The 19,792-nt window shown below is 63.0% G+C and carries 18 protein-coding genes and 1 tRNA gene; 13 read left to right on the top strand and 6 right to left on the bottom strand.

Going from position 1 to position 19,792, the window contains the following annotated elements:
• Positions 1 to 4 precede the first annotated feature (4 nt).
• The 4 genes from PYR64_RS01935 (at position 5) to PYR64_RS01920 (ending at position 3,199) form a co-directional block, all read left to right on the top strand.
• On the top strand, positions 5 to 919 hold the full coding sequence (locus tag PYR64_RS01935; protein ID WP_275777992.1) for a hypothetical protein: 915 nt from the start codon (positions 5 to 7) through the stop codon (positions 917 to 919).
• Complete coding sequence (locus tag PYR64_RS01930; protein WP_275777990.1) at positions 916 to 1,392, top strand: hypothetical protein; 477 nt, start codon at positions 916 to 918, stop codon at positions 1,390 to 1,392. Before PYR64_RS01935 ends, PYR64_RS01930 begins: the two co-directional genes overlap by 4 nt.
• A gap of 22 nt (positions 1,393 to 1,414) precedes the next feature.
• Positions 1,415 to 1,882 carry an Rrf2 family transcriptional regulator gene (locus tag PYR64_RS01925; RefSeq protein ID WP_018777942.1) on the top strand — a complete coding sequence of 156 codons (468 nt, stop codon included), beginning with the start codon at positions 1,415 to 1,417 and terminating at the stop codon, positions 1,880 to 1,882.
• A 159-nt stretch (positions 1,883 to 2,041) separates the two neighbouring features.
• Positions 2,042 to 3,199 carry a globin domain-containing protein gene (locus PYR64_RS01920; RefSeq protein ID WP_110505035.1) on the top strand — a complete coding sequence of 386 codons (1,158 nt, stop codon included), beginning with the start codon at positions 2,042 to 2,044 and terminating at the stop codon, positions 3,197 to 3,199.
• Between the two features lie 129 nt (positions 3,200 to 3,328).
• Here PYR64_RS01920 and PYR64_RS01915 read toward each other — a convergent pair whose 3' ends face one another.
• Entirely contained in the window at positions 3,329 to 5,155 is a 1,827-nt protein-coding gene (locus tag PYR64_RS01915; RefSeq protein WP_018777944.1) for a phosphoenolpyruvate carboxykinase (GTP), read from the bottom strand.
• A 284-nt stretch (positions 5,156 to 5,439) separates the two neighbouring features.
• Between PYR64_RS01915 and PYR64_RS01910 the strand changes: the two genes are divergently transcribed.
• Positions 5,440 to 5,513, top strand: a tRNA-Arg gene (locus PYR64_RS01910).
• A gap of 136 nt (positions 5,514 to 5,649) precedes the next feature.
• Here PYR64_RS01910 and PYR64_RS01905 read toward each other — a convergent pair.
• The 3 genes from PYR64_RS01905 to PYR64_RS01895 are packed head-to-tail and all read right to left on the bottom strand — an operon-like array spanning position 5,650 to position 8,616.
• Positions 5,650 to 6,606 (bottom strand): fumarylacetoacetate hydrolase family protein, encoded by a 957-nt coding sequence (locus PYR64_RS01905; protein ID WP_275777985.1) that lies wholly within the window; start codon positions 6,604 to 6,606, stop codon positions 5,650 to 5,652.
• The gene (locus PYR64_RS01900) at positions 6,603 to 7,388 is read right to left on the bottom strand and encodes a cyclase family protein (RefSeq protein ID WP_018777946.1); all 786 of its coding nucleotides are present in this window, start codon (positions 7,386 to 7,388) and stop codon (positions 6,603 to 6,605) included. The genes PYR64_RS01905 and PYR64_RS01900 overlap by 4 nt, the downstream gene beginning before the upstream one ends.
• Positions 7,381 to 8,616, bottom strand: a complete 1,236-nt coding sequence (locus PYR64_RS01895) for an MFS transporter (protein ID WP_275777983.1) — start codon at positions 8,614 to 8,616, stop codon at positions 7,381 to 7,383. Before PYR64_RS01895 ends, PYR64_RS01900 begins: the two co-directional genes overlap by 8 nt.
• Positions 8,617 to 8,767: 151 nt before the next feature.
• Here PYR64_RS01895 and PYR64_RS01890 point away from each other — a divergent pair, with 151 nt between their 5' ends.
• Positions 8,768 to 9,391: a TetR/AcrR family transcriptional regulator gene (locus PYR64_RS01890; protein WP_144027621.1), complete on the top strand. Its 624-nt coding sequence runs from the start codon at positions 8,768 to 8,770 to the stop codon at positions 9,389 to 9,391.
• A gap of 87 nt (positions 9,392 to 9,478) precedes the next feature.
• Here the strand turns inward: PYR64_RS01890 and PYR64_RS01885 are convergent, their stop codons facing one another.
• Entirely contained in the window at positions 9,479 to 10,207 is a 729-nt protein-coding gene (locus tag PYR64_RS01885) for a FadR/GntR family transcriptional regulator (protein ID WP_018777949.1), read from the bottom strand.
• 317 nt (positions 10,208 to 10,524) lie between these two features.
• On the opposite strand from PYR64_RS01885, the gene PYR64_RS01880 reads away from it, so the two are divergent.
• The 7 genes from PYR64_RS01880 to PYR64_RS01850 all read left to right on the top strand — a co-directional run bounded on the left by PYR64_RS01880 (position 10,525) and on the right by PYR64_RS01850 (position 18,785).
• Positions 10,525 to 12,162: an ABC transporter substrate-binding protein gene (locus PYR64_RS01880; protein WP_055973213.1), complete on the top strand. Its 1,638-nt coding sequence runs from the start codon at positions 10,525 to 10,527 to the stop codon at positions 12,160 to 12,162.
• A 100-nt stretch (positions 12,163 to 12,262) separates the two neighbouring features.
• Positions 12,263 to 13,219: an ABC transporter permease gene (locus tag PYR64_RS01875; protein ID WP_035733684.1), complete on the top strand. Its 957-nt coding sequence runs from the start codon at positions 12,263 to 12,265 to the stop codon at positions 13,217 to 13,219.
• Positions 13,220 to 13,222: 3 nt separating this feature from the next.
• A complete protein-coding gene (locus PYR64_RS01870; protein ID WP_275777977.1) occupies positions 13,223 to 15,343 on the top strand; it encodes a dipeptide/oligopeptide/nickel ABC transporter permease/ATP-binding protein in 2,121 nt (706 codons plus the stop codon).
• Positions 15,340 to 16,146: an ATP-binding cassette domain-containing protein gene (locus tag PYR64_RS01865; RefSeq protein WP_275777975.1), complete on the top strand. Its 807-nt coding sequence runs from the start codon at positions 15,340 to 15,342 to the stop codon at positions 16,144 to 16,146. Before PYR64_RS01870 ends, PYR64_RS01865 begins: the two co-directional genes overlap by 4 nt.
• A gap of 37 nt (positions 16,147 to 16,183) precedes the next feature.
• On the top strand, positions 16,184 to 17,101 hold the full coding sequence (locus PYR64_RS01860; RefSeq protein ID WP_018777954.1) for a dihydrodipicolinate synthase family protein: 918 nt from the start codon (positions 16,184 to 16,186) through the stop codon (positions 17,099 to 17,101).
• A 6-nt stretch (positions 17,102 to 17,107) separates the two neighbouring features.
• On the top strand, positions 17,108 to 18,088 hold the full coding sequence (locus tag PYR64_RS01855; protein ID WP_275777972.1) for an ROK family protein: 981 nt from the start codon (positions 17,108 to 17,110) through the stop codon (positions 18,086 to 18,088).
• A gap of 10 nt (positions 18,089 to 18,098) precedes the next feature.
• Positions 18,099 to 18,785 carry an N-acetylmannosamine-6-phosphate 2-epimerase gene (locus tag PYR64_RS01850; RefSeq protein ID WP_055973202.1) on the top strand — a complete coding sequence of 229 codons (687 nt, stop codon included), beginning with the start codon at positions 18,099 to 18,101 and terminating at the stop codon, positions 18,783 to 18,785.
• A 60-nt stretch (positions 18,786 to 18,845) separates the two neighbouring features.
• Here the strand turns inward: PYR64_RS01850 and PYR64_RS01845 are convergent, their stop codons facing one another.
• Entirely contained in the window at positions 18,846 to 19,715 is an 870-nt protein-coding gene (locus PYR64_RS01845) for a sulfurtransferase (protein WP_275777969.1), read from the bottom strand.
• Positions 19,716 to 19,792: the final 77 nt, after the last annotated feature.

Genomic DNA, 19,792 nt, shown 5'->3' with positions numbered 1-19,792 from the left:
TGGCATGATGCAGCTTTCGCCCGAAGAACGAACCTCTCCCGAGTCCGAATTGGCTGCTGTCGTGGCCGAGGCTCTGAAGCTGGCAGACGCCCGGCTGGTCCTTAACAAGAGCTTCGCCCCATTCGTCTTTATGCTCGACGCCGAGGGCATCGTGCAGAACGGCGAGGTCCCCGAGGAAATCCGGGGGACCATGCCCCCGGATCCAGTGGTAGCCGTGAAATTGACCCTCGACCTCTTCGCTGGATATGCAGAGAACCTCCACGCCATGGTGGCTGTACTGGATCCGCTATCGGGCAAGGCCGAGGACACACTCCATCTTTGGGCTGAACACCGCAGTGGCATTGCCCAGCTCATCCGTGTGGACTTCACGCGCAAGAAGTTCCTCAAGCACCCTACTTTCAGCGAACCCCGGGCCGAGGATCAGCCGGCCCACCTGTGGAACGGTGAGGCACTGGCCCCAGCGGAGGAATGGTGGCACCAAGGACTTTCGGAGCAGGCCATCCAGGATGTTTTCAAGCTTGTGGGTGTCGCAGTTCCGTTCGCCGAGGATCAGCTGTCCAGGAACGGCGGTCTGGCCCCGTACGGGATCACCACCGACCTCGCCGGCGAGTTGGGGCATCACATGGCCTACCATGAGGCCAACGCAGACGGCGAAGTAGATTCTGCGGAGTCCGTTCAGATGATGGCCGAGGGCTTCCGCAACAAAAAAGACACGCTGAGGGGAACCTGCATCCTGTCGGACGTTCTGGTTCAGGTTGAAAACGGTGGGGCCGTGGACGCAGTCCGACTGCACATCGAACACTCCGAAGGACTGTCCATGAACATCTTGAAGCCGTACGAGATTGACGGGCAATCCCGAGCGGTCATTTTCGGTGATTCGGCGGTTATTCCTACCGACGCCCAGGTGTGGTCAGTATGAGCGAACAAAGCTCTGGCGCCGTCCCGGACGAATCAGTGCCGGAAGAATCGGAAGAATCAGCCCAGGACCGCGAGCTCCGGGAGACCCTGGGCACTGGCCTCGGGACCGCCCAGGAGCATCTCCAGCAGAATGGCGGCTTCTTCCCCTTCGGCATCACGCTCGGGAGTGATGGCGAACTCCGGATCGTCATGGTGACTCCCGGGGAACCTGACGAGGATGGCCAGGTAGATGCCGGTCAGATGCTGACCGATCTTCACGAACTCTTGCGCCAAGGCCGGGATGAATACCGTGCGGTTGCCATCGTCAGCGATGTCAGTTTGCCCGAACATGGTTCAGACGGCATTCACGGCGCGGCGGAGCACCGTGATGGTGCTGTTCTGGCCGCCATCATCCCGTATGTCCCGGGAGCTGAGGGATTTACCTTCGCTGCCATGGAACCGGACACCCACGAGCCATCCATCTGGGTGGACTAGACCTACGATCTAGACTGATTCCATGAAAATCAACGCCTTCGCAGATGTGAGCCTTCGGGCCATCATGGTGTTGGCCGCAGCTCCCGAGGGTGCACTGCTGACCACCCAGGCAGTGGCAGATGCTGTTGGAACTCCGTACAACCACGTCAGCAAGGCCATGGTCCGTTTGCGTTCACTGGGGCTGATCGACGTCGAACGGGGCCGGCTGGGTGGGTCCCGGTTGAACGAAGCCGGGCGGAAAGCCACTGTGGGCGAGGTGCTGCGCCATTTGGACAGCCGGCAGGACCCGGCAGAGTGCCAGTCCCCCACCAAGAACTGCCCCCTCATCACCGAGTGCGGACTCCGTCACGCCATGACGCGCGCCAGGGAGGCGTTCTACCGTGAGCTCGATGCGGTGGTCATCTCATCCCTTCCCCACGCCCGGCAGATGAACCCGGTGTTCCAGTCAATCGGTCTTCGGCCTGAGATCCGGATGCCTGCAGCGCAGTAGCGGCCCATAGCCTCGCGCAAAAGGCCTTCACGAAGCCTCCCGCTTCATAATTTGCACATGATTTCTACGAGGTGTAGAACTTGGAGTAAATACATGCATTCCCAATGCGTGTATTTATCCGGCCGGACAGAAGGCCCGGCCTCAACCGCCAGGAGAACCATGCTCTCGGAAAAATCCCGTCCCGTTATTGAAGCCACCCTGCCATTGGTCGGATCCCGGATAGGCGAAATCACCGCGGATTTCTACAACCGCCTCTTCACCGCGCACCCCGGACTGTTGGACGGCCTGTTCAGCCGCTCCAACCAGCGTTCAGGCGAACAACAGAAGGCACTTGCCGGGAGCATCGCCGCTTTCGCCTCGCACCTGCTCACTAACCCGGACTCCCTGCCCGAGAAGGTCCTCTCCCGCATCGCTCACAAACACGCTTCCCTGGGCATCACCGAGGAACAGTACGACGTGGTCTACAAGCACCTGTTCGCAGCAATCGCGGCGGATCTGGCCGACGTCATTACCCCGGAAATTGCCGAGGCCTGGACCGAGGTCTACTGGCTCATGGCCGATGCCCTGATAAAGCTCGAGAAGGACCTCTACGCTAGCCAGGCAAACGACCGGATGTGGATGCCGTGGCGCGTGGTCGCAAAGGAACCCGCGGGCAAGGATTCCATTACTTTCACCTTGGAACCCGCGGATGAAACCCCGGTCACCGAAGCCAAACCGGGCCAGTACGTCAGCGTCAAAGTGACGCTCGCCGACGGCCTCCGACAGGTCCGTCAGTATTCGCTGTCCGGCGATGCCGGCACCAGCCGGATTTTCACCACCAAGCTCAACGACGGCGGTGAGGTGTCCACCGTCCTGCATGCCGACGTCGAACCCGGTGACATCCTGGAAATCTCGAATCCCTATGGTGAGATCACCCTCAAGGACGGTGAGGGACCGGTGATTCTCGCCTCGGCAGGCATCGGCTGCACTCCCACCGCATCCATCCTGCGTTCACTCGCCGAATCCGGCACGGATCGCGAGGTCATCGTGCTCCACGCCGAAAAGGCCATGGACAACTGGGCACTCAGCGGCCAGATGACCCAGGACGCATCCAGGATCGACGCCAAACTCGAGCTCTGGCTGGAGACGCCGCACGCCGGAGCCAAGGAGGGATTTATGTCCCTTCGCGAAATGGACCTGCCGGCTGACGCGTCACTTTACCTCTGCGGCCCGCTCCCTTTCATGAAGTCCATCCGCGACGAAGCAATCGACGCCGGGATTCCGGCCACCCGGATCCACTACGAAGTCTTTGGACCGGACGTCTGGCTCGCAAACTAACGCCGGACCGCCAGGGAAACTTGCAGCCCAGGGACTCCAGCACCAAGCACGACGGCGGCCCGCCACCTTTCCAACGAAAGGTGACGGGCCGTCGTCGTTCACTTAAGAACGCCGTTGTTCCTAAGAGGTCTAGCCCAGACGGGTCTTGAGTCCGTCCAGCTCGGACTGGAGTGCCGCCGGGAGAGATTCGCCGAAGTTAGCGAACCATTCCTCGATGGACGCCAGCTCGGTTGCCCACTCGTCTGCATCGACGCGAACAGCGGCCTCAACCTCGGCCGGAGTCATGTCCAGGCCCTCGAGGTCGATGGACTCGCCGGTCGGGACAAACCCGATCGGCGTCTCCACGGCGTCGGCCTTGCCTTCGAGGCGCTCGATGGCCCACTTGAGGACACGGGCGTTGTCCCCGAAGCCGGGCCACGCGAAGCCGCCTTCGGCCGTGCGACGGAACCAGTTGACCAGGAAGATCTTGGGCAGCCGCTCCGGGTTTGCCTTGGCCGACAGGTTGACCCAGTGGTTCAGGTAATCGCCGGCATCGTAGCCGATGAACGGGAGCATGGCCATGGGATCGCGGCGCACAACGCCGACTGCACCGGCGGCAGCAGCAGTGGTTTCCGAGGACAGCGTGGAGCCCATGAAAATGCCGTTGGACCAGCTGCGGGCTTCGGTCACCAGGGGGATGGTGGTCTTGCGGCGGCCGCCGAACAGGATCGCGGACAGCTCCACGCCTTCCGGGCTGAAGTATTCTTCGGCCAGCATGTCGATCTGGTCGATCGGCGTGCAGAAGCGGGAGTTGGGGTGCGCTGCCGGGGTATCGGAGTCCGGAGTCCAGGACTCGCCACGCCAGTCGGTCAGGTGCGCCGGAGTTTCCTCGGTCATACCTTCCCACCAGACGCCTCCGTCATCTGTCAGGGCAACGTTGGTGAAGATGCTGTTGCCCTTGGCGATGGCGCGCATGGCGTTGGGGTTGGTGCCCCAACCGGTGCCGGGTGCGACGCCGAACAGGCCGGCCTCGGGGTTGACGGCGCGGAGTTCGCCTTCCTTCCCGAAGCGCATCCAGGTGATGTCGTCCCCAAGGGTCTCGACCTTCCAGCCCTTGATGGTGGGATCCAGCAGGGCGAGGTTGGTTTTGCCGCAAGCGGAGGGGAACGCAGCGGAGACGTAGTAGGTCTTCTGCTCGGGGGAGGTCAGCTTCAGGATGAGCATGTGCTCGGCGAGCCAGCCTTCATCGCGGGCCATGACCGATGCGATGCGCAGCGCGTAGCACTTCTTGCCGAGGAGGGCGTTTCCGCCGTAGCCGGAGCCGAAGGACCAGATGGAGCGCTCTTCGGGGAAGTGGACGATCCACTTGTCCGGGTTGCAGGGCCAGGCGACGTCGGCCTGGCCGGCTTCCAGAGGTGCGCCCAGCGAGTGGAGGGCGGGAACGAAGAATGCGTCGGTCTGGGTAATGCGGTCCAGGACGTCGGTGCCGATGCGGGCCATGATGCGCATGGACGCTACGACGTAGGCGGAGTCAGTGATCTCGACGCCGAATTTGGGGTCCTCTGCGTCAAGGTGGCCCATGACGAACGGGATGACGTACATGGTGCGGCCACGCATGGAGCCGGCGAACAGGCCGCGCAGCTTTTGCTTCATCTCAGCCGGAGCCATCCAGTTATTGGTGAAGCCTGCGTCGCGTTCGTTTTCGGAGCAGATGAAGGTCTGCTCTTCCACGCGGGCAACGTCAGCGGGGTCCGAGAACGCCGCGAAGGAATTCGGGAACGTTTCCGGGTTGAGCCGCTTCAGCGTGCCGGCCTCGACGAGTTCGTCGGTGAGCTTCTTGTTTTCTGCTTCGCTGCCATCAACCCAGTGGATGCGGTCCGGCTGTGTCAGCTCGGCAACTTCCTCAACCCAAGCCAGCAGGCGTGCATGCGTAGTAGGTGCCTTCTCAAGCAGCGGCAGTCGCGCCAGATCGCCCATTGCGGTTCCCTTCCTCGGGTTCAGTGGTGTGTCCTAAACGATAGGGGCCGCGGACCAGACCATTCCCCTGTCAGACATCGGACATCCACCTACTCGAAAAGTAAAAACCCCTAAAAATCAACGATTCGGATTGAGGACGCGGCGTTTTAAGTGACTAAGGTCACGTAGACCGGTCTAGTTGCGCAGATTACAGCTTCTCGATTTGGAACTTCACATGAACTTCTGTAAAGTTTATTGAGGTTCGAGGGGGTCAGAGAAACAGACCGCAGAGAATCACGCGAAATGCGCCCATAGCTCAGCTGGATAGAGCGTCTGTCTACGGAACAGAAGGTCAGGGGTTCGAATCCCTTTGGGCGCACAAATCAAGACCCGCACCGGTTCGCCGGTGCGGGTCTTTTTTATGTCCAGAACAGCGGCAGGCGAGCCGTCCCGAAAACCGCAAGGGCCGCCGTCGGGCTTCTTCAGAAGATTCGACGGCGGCCCTTGGCGTCCGCTCAAGCGTCCGGAATAAACGGCAACGGCGGTGCGTACACGCGCCGCCGGGCCTTGGGGACCTCATGGACAGGGGCCGCGCGGCCCACAAGGTTGGTCAAAGTACCCAGACGCTCCACCGTCAGGCTCACAACATCGCCTCGTTCCAGCGGCGGCGGGGTCATGGCCCCGTACCATCCCCAAAATTCAGCCAGGCAGCCGCCCCCGCTGGTCCCGGATCCCAGGATGTCACCGCGACGGACCCAGGTTCCCCTGCTGGCGTAGGCCACAAGCTCCGCGAAGGTCCACGCCATGTTGGCCAGCGAATCCGTGGCAAGAACCCGTCCATTGACAGAAACGCTCATGGAGAGATTCAAGAAGCCGTCAGAAGTAACGTCGGCGAGTTCATCCTTGGTCACGAAGACCGGGCCCAGGGACGTGGCGGTGTCCTTGCCCTTGGCCGGCCCCAGCCCCACGGTCATCTCGCCGCGCTGAAGATCCCTTGCGGACCAGTCGTTCAGGATCATGTACCCGGCGATGTGCTCGCCGGCTTCCTCCACCGAGAGGTTGTAGCCGTCCGCACCAATGACCGCCGCAACCTCCAGCTCAGAGTCGAATTGCCCGGTACCTGGAGCCATCGCGACCGTGGCGTTGTGTCCGGTCACCGCGTGCGGGTTGGTGAAATAGAACGACGGCGCGTCATACCAGGCGGAGGGAATGCCCTTCCCTGCGGCTACTGAACGCAGGGCTCCGACGGTGTGCTGCTCGAAGGTGATGAAGTCCCGGATGGTCGGAGCCACGACGGGAGGCAGCAGTTCCACCGCCGCGAAATCCAGGGGCTCACCCTCCGTTGCTGTCCAGGGGCGGTCCAGCACGTCGAAGGCATCGAGCCCTGCCGGGTACAGGCGGCCTGACACCAAGTCGTCGTCGGCTTGGCCAAGACGCGGTAAGCCGTCAAGGAGGAGTCTGAAGAATTTCACGCGGCCACCCCGGAATCAAGAATGGCTACAGCACGGGTCCAGCCTGCGGAGGCTCCGTGGATCTTCACCGGGAAGCACGAAATATTGAACCCGGTGGCCGGGAGCGCTTCCAGGTTGTGCAGTTTCTCGATGTGGCAGTAACCGATCTCCATCCCGGCTTTGTGGCCTTCCCAGATCAACGTGTTATCGCCGGATTCCGCATACCGCTTGGCGGTGTGGATGAAAGGGGCGTCCCAACTCCAGGCATCGGTGCCGGTGACGCGAACGCCCCGGCTGGTAAGGAAGAGTGTGGCTTCGCGGCCCATTCCGCAACCCTTGGAAAGGTAATCGTCAAAGCCGTACCGGGTGCCGGCAGAGGTGTTGACCACCACGATGTCTCCCGGGACCAGCTCGTGCCCGATCCGGTGAAGCTCGGCCTCGACGTCGGCGGCCGTGGCAACGTAGCCGTCTTCGAATCCACGGAAGTCCAGTTTCACCCCGCGGCCGAAGCACCACTCCAAGGGAACTTCGTCAATGGTGATGGCGCGCGCTCCCCCGTCCATGGTGGAAGCGTAATGATAGGGAGCATCCAGGTGTGTACCGGTATGGGTCGTGGCACTGATGCGCTCAATGGCCCAGCCTTCTTCCCCTGGAAGGTCCTCTTCGCCCATCCCCGGAAAGTAGGACACCAGGTCCTTGGCCGTTTCCTTGTGGGTGTAGTAGTCAATATGCGGCGTCATTCCGGGTGGATCAGAGGCGATACCGGCTCGGAGGCTGACGGAAAGGTCTATCAGGTCAGGCATTCTTGATGGATTCCTTCTCAAAATGGAAGTCGGTTGGGGAGTTGTCCGTGGAGGCGCCGCGGTGGGTATGGGGAAGGAGCAGCATGAGGGCAGCACCGGCCAGGAAGACTGCTCCGGACAGGATCAGCCCGGTGGAGAACCCCCAGGAGGCTGCAATCCCACCCATCGCCAGGGGTGCGAACGCCGCCACTCCGCGTCCGATGTTGAAGCAGAAACCGGCGCCGGTGGTACGGATCCTGGTGGGGTACAGCTCCCCGAGGTACGAACCAAAAAGTCCGGCAAAGGTCATGAAGAAGGCGTACAGCGGTCCCATCCACAAGAGGACCGACTGGTTGGTGACCAGGCCGTACAGCGGCATCAACAGTCCGGTGCCGGCCAGGGAGAGCAGGATGGCGTTGCGCCTGCCAATCCGGTCGGCGATCCAGCCGAACACTATGTAGCCGGCAAACATGCCCAGGTTGAGGACGGTCATGAAGAGGCTGACCTGCCGGGGATCGAGGCCCCGCTCGGTGGAGAGGTAGCTGGGCATCCACGTTGAGGCTCCGTAGAAACCTACGAATGCGCAGACTGCCACCACGGTGGCGATGACTGTGCGGCGGCGATAGGTACCGGTGAAGAGTTCTTTGACGGTGACGTTGCCCTTCTCTTGCCGTGCGCGTTCTTCCAGCCAGGCCCTGGATTCGGGGAAGAAGAACACAACCATGAGCAAGGGCAGCAGTGCCGAAAAACCGGTAACCAGGAAAAGGAGCCGCCAATCGGGCATGAAAGCGCCTGCAATCAGCGCCGCGGCCGCCCCGCCCAAGGGATAGGCGGCCAAAACGAATGCCACGGCCCGCCCCCTTTGTTCGGCGGGCCAGGTCTCCACAATGTACGTGGACAGAACTGACCAGACTCCGCCAAGGCCTATGCCGGCCAGGAAGCGGAGGGCGACGAACACGCCATAGTTCGGCACCACGAAGAGCGCCGACGTCAGGGCAACGAACACCGCCATGGAGCCGATGAGCGCGATGCGGCGGCCGCGGTTGTCCGCCACCCACCCGGTCACGACGCTGGAACAACCCATGCCAAGCAGCGTGGCGGTAGCCAGGAGGCCGCCGGCAACCGGGGTCAGCTTCAGTTCGGCACTGATGGCCGGTAGCGCGAACGACAGCACTGCGATTTCCAGTGCATCAAACAGATAAATGATGAACGACCCAACAAGGATGAACCACTTGGTTCCACGTTTCATGGGATCCCTTTCGATGGGGGCATCGTTGCCCGGAACAGAAAGAGAACTTTGACACCCGTTCAGTTTCTGCTGGAATAGAATTTATACACCCATTCAATTTGTGTCAACGCTCACAGCTCCGACCAGCAAGGAGGCCGATAAGGTGGGACTCATGTCCACGGAAGTACAGGGAAATACCGCCGGAACCCGCCGCCGGGAGCAGATCTTGGATGTCGCGGTGAAAATGTTCGCCAACCGCGGCTTTGAAAGCACCACCATGCGGGCGGTTGCGGAGGAAACCGGCACAACGGCACCCCTGGTGATCTACCATTTCGCCACCAAGCTGGAGCTCTACAGGGCCGTCTTCGCCCGGTACCAGTACCTCAATGAGGAACGCCGCCGGCAGGTCCTCGCGGTGGATGCTTCGGCGGCCGACGCCGTCGAACGCATTGTGGACGCTTTCCTGATGCCGACCCTGAAAGCGCAGGAAACCGCGGACGGAAAGCTGTTCGCCCGCCTCGTCCTTCGGGAGGCCTCGGACCCGTCAGCCCACGACCGCGGAATCCTTGCCGAATACTTCGATCCCATGGCCAGGGACTTCATCCAGGTGATGCGCAAAGCCCTTCCGGACAAACCACCCGGGTTCCACGAGTGGGCCTACATGTTCGGCGTGGGCGCACTGACCGGCACCGCACTCCCCCGCCGCATCGCTTCCCTGTCGGAGCTGCCGAACATCAACGACTTCCGCTACGACTACCTCCGGACAGTCCTCATCGCCGGCTGGCGCGGCCACTGACCCGCGAAGCTGAGCCGCGCCGTTAACGGCAAGGGCCGCCGTCGTACTTCCGGTGAAAGTACGACGGCGGCCCTTGGGTGGAGTGCGTTACTCGCCGACGGCCTCGCTGATGCGGCGGCGAATGCCATCGAAATGCCGGTTGAGCAGCTCAGCGGCCGCTACCTTGTCCCCCGCGGCAACGGCGGCGTAGATGTCGCGGTGCATCGCTGCTGTTTTGACGAGGTCCTCGTTGCCCGGGCCGATCTCCACGTGGATCTTGCGGTAGACCTTCCAAAAGACGCCCATGAGGTTGATGAGGAGCTCGTTGTTGAGGGGCTCGAAAAGGCGTCGGTGGAACTCGGCGTCGGCGGCAACGAAGTTCTCGCCGGCTCCTGCCAATTCCTCCATCTGCTTGACCGATTCTTCAATGGACGCCAACTGCTCCTTGGTCATCACGTCCATGGAGGAACCAATCAGTCCCGACTCAAGGGCCTGGCGTACGTCCACCAACTGCAGCGCTTCGAGTCCCTGGTGACGCAGCGAGAGCCTGCCACGGAAGGTCAGCCCGTCGGCGAGCGCGTCGAAGTTGCTCGGCGCGACGAACATCCCGAACCCGTGGCGGATTTCGATGACGCCCAACGCCTGGAGCACCTTCAGTGACTCACGGAGGGTGTTGCGCCCTACGCCGAGGGCTACCGACAGTTCGCTTTCCGTGGGCAAGGGATCGCCGGCCTCAAGCTCGCGCTCAAGGATCAATTCCATAATGTCCGACTGCAATGCGCGCAGCCGGGCCTGTGCGCTGAACCGCGCCTGCGGAACCACACCGGAAGTTGTCATGGCTTTCTCCTTGCCGTGCACCGGCCCCAAGGGTTTGAAGTGGTGCGGTGTTAATATAGAGGCGAGCTTAGCGCTCACCACAGAATGAGTAGCTCGCAACATACAATATCGGATGTCCCACCTCCCTGATAGACGTGGAGTGCGATTTCCCCGGATATCCCTGAGATTTCCGCCACGAACCGGCCGTAGCCGGATAACCGCAAGGCGCGCGGACTGCGCCCCGGCCGCTCAATCTCACTTGACGTTCCGCTGTGACCGCCCTTACAGTTTCCATACGAGCATCGGACGTCCTACATCCGATAACCCACGAAACTCGAATGGTGAGGCACCCTATGAGCAAGACGATCCAAAGCCTGCCGCTGGTCAACGATGCCAGCCGCCGGAACTTCCTGAAGCTGAGCGGCGCAGTTGGTGCAGCAGCCGCCTTCACGGCAACCCTTTCTGCGTGCGGCGGCGCTGCCAGCACCACGACCGGCAACGCAACGAACACAGCTGCAGTGAACAAGGACCTCATCATCGAGGCAGGCATTTCCTATGCACTCTCCACAGGCTTCGACCCCCTGAGCTCCTCGGGTGCGACCCCGATGGCAGCCAACCTGCACATCTTCGAAGGACTCATCGAGCTTCACCCGGCTACCCGCCAGCCGTACAACGCCCTGGCGGCAGCGGACCCCAAGAAGGTCAACGACACCACCTACCAGGTGACCATCCGCGACGGCGCGAAATTCCACGACGGCTCCCCCGTCACCACCGAAGACGTTGCCTTCTCCTTCACCCGCGTCATGGACCCGGCGAACAAGTCCCTCTTCTCCCAGTTCATCCCCTTCATCCAGGCCGTGAAGCCGCTGGATGAGAAGACGGTTGAATTCACGCTCAAGTACGCTTTCCCGGGCTTCGGTCCACGCATCTCCGTAGTGAAGATCGTCCCCAAGGCCCTCGCCACCGACCTGAAGGCCTTCGACGCCAAGCCGGTGGGCTCGGGCCCCTACAAGCTGGTCTCCGCCGTCAAGGACGACAAGATCGTCTTCGAGGCATTTGCCGACTACAACGGCCCCAAGCCCGCCCTGGCAAAGGGCATGACCTGGCTTCTCCTTTCCGATGCAGCAGCACGCGTCACCGCCGTCCAGTCCGGCCGCGTCCAGGCAATCGAGGACGTTCCGTACCTGGATGTCGACGGTTTGAAGTCCAAGGTGAAGGTCGAATCCGTCCAGTCCTTCGGCCTGCTGTTCCTCATGTTCAACTGCGCCAAAGCACCGTTCGACAACAAGCTGGTCCGCCAGGCCCTGCACTACGGCCTGGACAAGGAAGCCATCATCAAGAAGGCACTGTTCGGCAACGCCAAGGCAGCCACGTCCTACTTCCAGGAAGGCCACCCGGATTACGTCAAGGCCAAGAACGTCTATGGCTTTGATACCTCCAAGGCCGCGGACCTCCTGAAGCAGGCCGGCGTCACCAACCTGGAATTCGAGCTGCTCACCACGGACACCGCCTGGGTCAAGGATGTGGCCCCACTGATCCTGGAATCCTGGAACAAGATCCCCGGTGTCAAGGTGACGGTCAAGAGCCTCCAGTCCGGTGCTTTGTACAGCGACCGCGTGGGCAAGGGCGACTACTCCGTGGTCGCAGCACCCGGCGACCCCTCAGTCTTCGGCAACGACGCGGACCTCCTCCTGAGCTGGTTCTACTCCGGCGCAACCTGGATGGACAAGCGCGCCTTCTGGACCACCCCGGAACGCACCAAACTCCAGGACCTCATGGACAAGGGCTCCCAGGCCTCCGGTGATGCAGCCAAGAAGATCGTGGGCGAAATCGTGGACATGGTCTCGGACGAGGTTCCCCTGTACCCGGTCTTCCATCGCCAGCTCCCCAGCGCCTGGGACGAGAAGAAGCTCAACGGCTTCCAGCCTCTGCCCACCACCGGCCTGTCCTTCATCGACGTCGGACGCACGGCCTAAGCACCCCTCGCGTTGCGGGGCCTGCTCTGCGGCCTGAAACCCCCACAGAGCCCGCAGAGCAGGCCCCGCAACCAGCACCACCAACCAACCGGAGAACAAATTGGTCACGATATTGCGTCTGCTTGGCCGCAGGCTTGCAGCATTGCCATTGATGATCCTGGGCATCACGTTGCTCGTCTTCCTCGTCCTGCAGGCCGCTCCCGGAGACCAGGCAAGCTCAGCCCTCGGTGACGGCGCCAGCGAAGAAGCGAAGCAGCAGTACCGCCAGGACAATGGCCTCAACGATCCCCTGGTCCTGCAGTACTTCCGATTCCTCGGCAAGCTCCTGCAGTTCGACCTTGGCACCACCACCCCGCCGGCCAAGTCCGTGGCTTCCATGATCGGCTCGGCTTTCCCACTGACGCTCCAGCTCACTTTCCTGGGCGTCCTCATCGCCATCGTGCTCTCGCTGGCGTTCGGCATCCTCGGCGCGCTCTACCGCGACAAGTGGCAGGACCAGTTGGTCCGCGTCTTCTCCATCGCCGCGATCGCCACGCCGTCGTTCTGGTTGGGCATCCTGCTCATCCAGTGGTTCGCGCTCGGCGAGAACCCGATGTTCCCCTCGGGCGGAATTGCGACGCCGGAATCCGGCTTCGGCGGTTGGCTCAACTCGATGGCCCTCCCGGCCCTCGCGCTCGGCATTCCCGTGTCCGCCTCGCTGATCCGCGTGGTCCGCACCTCGATGGTGGAAGAACTGGACCGCGACTACGTCCGAACCGCCATCGGCAATGGTGTCCCCTACCGTGAGGTCGTCTCCAAGAACGTCCTCCGCAACGCACTCGTCACCCCGGTGACCGTGCTGGGACTGCGCGTCGGCTACCTGCTGGGCGGCGCCGTCGTGATTGAAATGATCTTCGCCCTGCCCGGCATGGGCCAGCTGATCCTCAACGGCATCACCAACCTGGACGTCAACCTGGTCCAGGGCGTGGTGCTCACCATCTCCGTCACCTTCGTTCTGGTGAACATCGTGGTGGACCTTCTTTACCTGCTCATCAACCCCCGAATCAGGACGGTATAGCTCATGCGCAGCAAGCTCGCAGAACGGCTAAGTGCCCCGGGCATTCGTTTCAAGGCCCTGCCCTGGGGCTCCCGCATCGCCCTGCTCTTCCTCATCGTGATTGTCCTGGCCGCGGTCTTCGCGCCGGTCATTGCCCCGCACGATCCGCTGGAAACCTTCATTCCAGCCACCCCGCCCGGCGCCGAGCACCTCTTCGGTACCGACCGCCTAGGCCGCGACATCTTCTCCCGGCTCCTGTTCGGCGCACAATCGTCGCTGATGATCGGCCTCGGTGCAGTGGCTCTGGCCATCCTCGCCGGCGCTCTCCTGGGCTCCTTCGCGGCGACCTCCAGCAAGTCCGTGAATGAAATCATCATGCGGCTCATGGACATCCTCATGGCGTTCCCAGGCATCGCCCTGGCCGCCGTGCTGCTGGCAGCATTCGGCAACTCGGTCCCGACCATCATCATCGCGATCGCCATCATCTACACCCCGCAGTTGGCCCGCGTGGTCCGCGCCAACGTGCTGGCACAGTACGGCGAAGACTACGTCCGAGCCGAACGGGTGATCGGTGCCGGACGCTTCTACATCCTGGTCAAGCACATCGTCCGCAACACCGCCGCTCCGGTGCTGGTGTTCGCTACGGTCATGGTGGCAGACGCCATCATCCTGGAAGCTTCCCTGTCCTTCCTCGGCGCCGGTGTGCAGGATCCCGCCCCGTCCTGGGGCAACGTGATCTCCTACGGACGCAATCTGGTGCTGTCCGGCGGCTGGTGGGCCACCACCTTCGCCGGCCTGACCATCCTCCTGACAGTTCTGTCCCTGAACATCCTCGCCGAGGGCCTCACGGATGCGATGGTGAACCCGAAACTCCGCCGTGCGCCCGTAGTAAAGGACGACGACGGATCCGCCGCAGTTGTGGCCGTTGACACTGAGGTGGCAACCTCAGTTGCCCAGCCTTCGGTGGTTGAGGAACATGAGCTCGACGGCGTCCTTGCGGCTTCCGGTGACGGATCCGCTTCTGATGTGGCCACTTCAGCCGTGCTCACCGACGTCCGACTCGCTGCCGCGAATCCACACCTCCTGCTGGACCGTGAGCTGGAACTGCTCTCAGCCATCGAAGCGAAGCGCACCGACCGCCTCCCCCAGGTTGCGGCCGGCGCACGCAACGTCCTTGAGGTGAAGAACCTGTCCATCCGCTTCCCGGGCCGCTTCGGCGACATCGCGATCGTGGACAACGTGTCCTTCACCGTCCGCGAAGGCGAAACGATGGGCCTAGTGGGCGAATCCGGTTGCGGCAAGTCCATCACCTCGCTGGCCGTCATGGGCCTTCTTCCCAAAACAGCCCAGGTCACCGGTTCCATCATGTTCGACGGTAAGGAACTCCTGGATGCCAAGACGCAACACAGCAATTCCAAGGCGTACGAGGGCCTCCGCGGTGAGCAGATTGCCATGGTCTACCAGGACGCCTTGAGCTCCCTGAACCCGTCCATGAAGATCAAGGACCAGCTGGAGCAGCTCACCAAACGCGGCGGACGGAAGACGCCCACCGAGCTCCTTGAAATGGTGAAACTGGACCCTGTCCGGACCCTCGCCAGCTACCCGCATGAGCTCTCCGGCGGCCAGCGTCAGCGTGTGCTGATCGCCATGGCCCTGTCCCGTTCGCCGAAGATCGTGGTTGCCGACGAGCCCACGACAGCCTTGGATGTCACCGTCCAGAAGCAGGTTGTGGATCTCCTCAACGAACTGCGCGAACAGCTCGGCTTCGCGATGGTATTCGTCAGCCACGACCTCGCGCTGGTGGCTTCCTTGGCGCATCGCATCACCGTCATGTACGCCGGCCAGGTGGTGGAATCCGCACGAGCCTCCGAACTCCTGCAGAACCCCAAGCACGAGTACACCCGGGGTCTGCTGGGCGCCGTCCTTTCCATCGAAGCCGACGCCGTTCGTCTCCACCAGATTCCCGGCACCGTCCCGTCGCCCCGGGACTTCGCAACGGGCGACCGCTTCGCGGCCCGCTCACTGCGACCCGACGCCGACCCCCACCAGAAGCTGGTCCTCACCACGGTTCCTTCGGTTGACTCCGCAAACGGTGACGATGCCGACCACTACTGGGCCAGCCACTTGAAGGAGGACGCGAAATGAGCGAGTCAACCGGCAAGCCGGTCATCGAACTCAAGGACGTCAAGGTCTACCACCACGCACGGACCGGTGGCCTGTTCCGGCCGAACATCGTCAAAGCCGTGGACGGCGTGGACTTCACCATCAGCCGCGGCGAAACCGTGGGCATCGTCGGTGAGTCCGGCTGCGGTAAGTCCACGCTCGCGTCAGTGCTCGTGGGACTGCAGCCGCCGACGTCGGGCCAGGTCATGTTCCACGGAAAGCCTGCCATCAAACGGAACGCCGCCATGCGCAAGCAGTTCGGCCGCTCCGTCTCCGTGGTCTTCCAGGACCCGGCAACGGCACTTAACCCGCGCATGACCATCCAGGACATCCTCACGGATCCTTTGCAGATTCACGGCATCGGTAACGCGTCATCACGCGACGCCAAGGTCAAGGAACTGTTGGCGCTGGTTGGCTTGCCGCAATCGGCAGCCGAAGTGACGCCGTCGCAGGTTTCCGGCGGCCAGCGCCAGCGTGTGGCGATCGCCCGCGCACTGGCCCTGGACCCGGACATCATCGTGGCGGATGAGCCGACGTCGGCCTTGGACGTTTCAGTCCGTGCGCAGGTCCTGAACCTGTTGTCCGACCTGAAGACCCAACTGAACCTCGGCATGGTGTTCATTTCGCACGACATCCAAACCGTCCGGTACGTCTCGGACCGCATCTGCGTCATGTACTTCGGCAAGATCGTCGAACAGGGCACAGCCGCGCAGGTCTTCGACAACCCGAGCAACGACTACACCAAGAAGCTGCTGGGCGCCGCGCCGAGCTTGCTTCACATCTAGTTTTTCCCTTCACAAGTTACAAACAACGGAGAATTCTGTGTCCACTCAGTTCCAGGGCGTCATCCCCCCGGTCATCACCCCCCGCCACGCTGACGGCAGCATCGACACCGCGTCGCTGAAGAACGTCACCAAGCACCTGATCGACGGCGGTGTGTCCGGCCTCTTCGTCCTGGGCTCCTCCGGCGAAGTCCCGTACCTCAGCAACGACGAGCGTGAGCTGGTGGTCTCCACCATCGCCGACGCCAACGCCGGCGCGGTTCCGCTGATCGTGGGCGCCAACGAGCAGACCACCAACCGCGTGATCGAAGAAGCGCGCAAGGTGGTTGACCTGGGCGCTGACGCGATCGTAGTCACCTCCATGTACTACGCAATCGGCAACGCAGCGGAAACCGAAACGCACTTCCGCAGCATCCACGCCGCCATCGACAAGCCGATTTTCGCTTACGACGTCCCGGTCCGCACGCATTTCAAGCTGCCCACCGACCTCCTGGTCCGCCTCGGCCGTGACGGCGTCATTGCCGGTGTCAAGGATTCCTCGGGCGACGACGTTTCCTTCCGCCAGCTGCTCCTCGCAGCCAAGGACATCCCCGACTTCGACATCTTCACCGGTCACGAAGTTGTGGTGGACGGCGCCCTCCTGGGCGGCGCGCAGGGCGTTGTTCCGGGCCTGGGCAACGTTGACCCGGCAGGCTACCGCCGCCTGTTCGACGCCGCGCAAGCAGGCGACTGGGCAGGTGCGGCCCGCGAGCAGGACCGCTTGGCCGACGTCTTCGAGATCGTCTACACCCCCAATGGACGCGTTTCCGGCGGTGCCGCCGGCCTGGGTGCCTTCAAGACCGCGCTGCAGGTGATGGGCGTGATCGAGTCCAACACCATGAGCTCGCCCATGCTGTCCCTGAATGAATCCGAGACTGCTGCGATCCGCGAAATCCTTGAACGGAACGGGCTGGTCTAAGCATTCATGACCGCTCCCCTAGCCCAAGCGACCCACGTGATCGGCGTTGACCTCGGCGGCACCAAAACCGCTGCCGGGGTTGTTGACTCCACTGGTGTTGTGCTGATGTCGGAGACCATTCCGACATTGAACCGGGCAGGTGGTGAAGCGATCCTCGACGCCACCTCTGCGCTGATCGCGGGCTTGGTGGAGCGCGCTGCCGACGCCGGACATACCGTGTCCGGCGTCGGTGTGGGCTCCGCAGGGGTTATCGACGCCGCTTCCGGGACCGTGGTGTCGGCAACGGATGCCATCCTCGGCTGGGCCGGGACGGCGCTTGCCGCCGGCCTGTCGGCGCGCCTCGGCCTGCGCGTGCGTGCCGTCAACGACGTCCACGCCCATGCCCTCGGCGAAGCCTGGCTGGGTGCCGCCGAGGGATCGTCGAGTTCCCTCATGGTGGCCTTCGGGACCGGCGTCGGAGGCAGTTTTGTCCTGGACGGCACCCCTGTTCTTGGCCACCGGTTTGTCGGCGGGCATGTTGGGCACTTCGCTTCGCCTTACGCCACGTTCGACGGCGTTCCCCTGGCCTGCGTCTGTGGCTCTGCCGGGCACGTGGAGGCGATCGCTTCCGGACCTGCCATCCACGAGTCCTACCTCCGCTTGGGGGGTTCTGCCCTGGATGCCGCTGACACCCGTGGCGTGTTCGCGCTGGCCGAACCTGACAGCAACGCCGACGCAGCCACCGCGAGCACTCTCGCCGCGGCCCAAGCCGTTGAACTCGGCGCTGCCGCCGCCGGGCAAGCCGTCGGTGGCCTCATCAATATCCTGGACCCTGAAACCGTCGTGGTCTCCGGCGGCGTTGCCGACGCGGGCGACCTCTGGTGGACGCCCATGGAGATCGCCTTGCGCAGGGAACTGCTCTCGCCGCTGCTTTCCGTGCCGGTAGTCCGGGCAACCCTCGGCAACAGCGCTGCCATTGTTGGTGCTGCGAAACTCGTCCTTCAGTAAGGAAGACATCTTGATCCTCACTCCAGCAGGCCTCGAAGGCCTCCGTGCCCAACTGATCGTCTCCTGCCAGGCCTACCCGGGTGAGCCCATGCGCGATCCCCGGACCACCGGGCAGGTGGCCGCCTCGGCCGTGATCGGCGGGGCTGCGGCGATCCGTGTCCAGGGGTTGGCCGACGTGCAGTTCACGCGCACCGCCGTCGAGGTCCCTGTCATAGGCCTGTGGAAGGACGGACACGACGGTGTCTTCATCACTCCCACACTGCGGCACGCCCTCGCTGTGGCCAATGCCGGTGCACACGTTGTCGCCATTGACGGGACACGGCGTTCCCGACCGGATGGGCTTTCCCTCGCCGGGACCGTTGCCGGAATCCATGCGGAATCCCATGCTTTGGTCATGGCTGATTGCGGTTCGTTCGACGACGCCGTCGCCGCCGTTGAGGCGGGCGCGGACCTGATCGGGACCACCTTGGCCGGCTACACCGGCGAGCGCCCCAAGACCGACGGGCCGGACCTGGAGCTCCTGGAACGGATCGCTTCTGCCGGCTTGGGAAAGCCCTTGATAGCCGAGGGCCGCATCCACACCCCCGCCCAGGCCCGCCAAGCCCTCGACGCCGGCGCCTTCGCCGTGGTTGTCGGGACCGCCATCACCCACCCGGCCAGCATCACGGGCTGGTTCAAGGGTGCGATGCACGCGTAGCTGCATTTTCTGCTGGATCATTCCGTGTACCCACCCTGCGTGGGCCCCACATGGCGTGGGTTACCCCGCTCGGGACGGCGATGATCCAGCAGAATCTCCACGAACCTGTCCCCAGGACGTCTCCACCGGCCTGTCCAGCGCCTGTCCGTACTGGGACCACCCGCCGACAAACAGCTTGCCGCGGCCCATTCCCAGGTGCTCCATCATCAGCAGGTTGTGGCAGGCAGTCACCCCGGAGCCGCAGTAGGAAATGGTGTTGTCTGCGGACTTTATGCCTGCCCGTTCGAAGTTTGTACGGATCCGGAGTTCGGGCAGCATCTGCCCGGAAGGGTCGAGGTTGCCGCGGCAGGGAACGTTGACGGCTCCGGGTATGTGGCCCGGACGAGGATCGATGGGGTCCTGTTTGCCCTCGAAACGGTCACGGTTCCTGGCATCCAACGTCACGTACCTCCCGGAAGCAGCGTCCGAGATATCGGCGAGATAGCCCGCCGGCCATGCCCGGGCCGTGAAGTTCCCTCGCGGCCTTGGCGCGGTTTCATTGGTGAGCCGGCCTGGATGGGAGTCCATCCCTCCCTGCAGGACCGCTGCCTTGTGTCCCGTCGACCTGAGCATCCACACGAGCCTGGCCGCGATGACTCCACCGGCGTCGTCGTAGGCAACTACTGTGTCCGCGTCATTGATACCGGCGGCCCGCATCCCCTCGGCGAACACTTCGGGATCGGGCAGCGGGTTCCGCCCGGCCTCAGGGGACGCCGGACCGGATAGCCAGCGGTCCAGATCGATGAACACCGCGCCGGGGAGATGGCCGCGCAGGTACTCGTCCCGCCCGGACGAGCCGTCGAGATACCATCGGGCGTCCGCCAGGACGATGCCCTCAAGGCGCCCCGCACACCACTTCCAATCAACAAACGGCCTCAGGTGTTCGTTCATGTCGGCAGCCTAATCAATCAATCCATATTTTGAGATATGGATATCAATATATGGACAATGCAAAGCTCCTGCCCTCA

It is taken from the genome of Paenarthrobacter sp. Y-19 (assembly GCF_029223985.1).
GTDB lineage: Bacteria > Actinomycetota > Actinomycetes > Actinomycetales > Micrococcaceae > Arthrobacter > Arthrobacter nicotinovorans.
The sequence above is the reverse complement of the archived record's forward strand: the minus strand, read 5'-3'. Positions and strand labels throughout refer to the sequence as shown.

What these genes read in the sequence shown, in the direction of transcription:
- PYR64_RS01935 (WP_275777992.1), top strand. Translation starts at nt 5, where the DNA reads ATGATGCAGCTTTCGCCCGAAGAACGAACCTCTCCCGAGTCCGAATTG.
- PYR64_RS01930 (WP_275777990.1), top strand. Translation starts at nt 916, where the DNA reads ATGAGCGAACAAAGCTCTGGCGCCGTCCCGGACGAATCAGTGCCGGAA.
- PYR64_RS01925 (WP_018777942.1), top strand. Translation starts at nt 1,415, where the DNA reads ATGAAAATCAACGCCTTCGCAGATGTGAGCCTTCGGGCCATCATGGTG.
- PYR64_RS01920 (WP_110505035.1), top strand. Translation starts at nt 2,042, where the DNA reads ATGCTCTCGGAAAAATCCCGTCCCGTTATTGAAGCCACCCTGCCATTG.
- PYR64_RS01915 (WP_018777944.1), bottom strand. Translation starts at nt 5,155, where the DNA reads ATGGGCGATCTGGCGCGACTGCCGCTGCTTGAGAAGGCACCTACTACG.
- PYR64_RS01900 (WP_018777946.1), bottom strand. Translation starts at nt 7,388, where the DNA reads ATGCCTGACCTGATAGACCTTTCCGTCAGCCTCCGAGCCGGTATCGCC.
- PYR64_RS01895 (WP_275777983.1), bottom strand. Translation starts at nt 8,616, where the DNA reads ATGAAACGTGGAACCAAGTGGTTCATCCTTGTTGGGTCGTTCATCATT.
- PYR64_RS01890 (WP_144027621.1), top strand. Translation starts at nt 8,768, where the DNA reads ATGTCCACGGAAGTACAGGGAAATACCGCCGGAACCCGCCGCCGGGAG.
- PYR64_RS01885 (WP_018777949.1), bottom strand. Translation starts at nt 10,207, where the DNA reads ATGACAACTTCCGGTGTGGTTCCGCAGGCGCGGTTCAGCGCACAGGCC.
- PYR64_RS01880 (WP_055973213.1), top strand. Translation starts at nt 10,525, where the DNA reads ATGGTGAGGCACCCTATGAGCAAGACGATCCAAAGCCTGCCGCTGGTC.
- PYR64_RS01870 (WP_275777977.1), top strand. Translation starts at nt 13,223, where the DNA reads ATGCGCAGCAAGCTCGCAGAACGGCTAAGTGCCCCGGGCATTCGTTTC.
- PYR64_RS01865 (WP_275777975.1), top strand. Translation starts at nt 15,340, where the DNA reads ATGAGCGAGTCAACCGGCAAGCCGGTCATCGAACTCAAGGACGTCAAG.
- PYR64_RS01855 (WP_275777972.1), top strand. Translation starts at nt 17,108, where the DNA reads ATGACCGCTCCCCTAGCCCAAGCGACCCACGTGATCGGCGTTGACCTC.
- PYR64_RS01845 (WP_275777969.1), bottom strand. Translation starts at nt 19,715, where the DNA reads ATGAACGAACACCTGAGGCCGTTTGTTGATTGGAAGTGGTGTGCGGGG.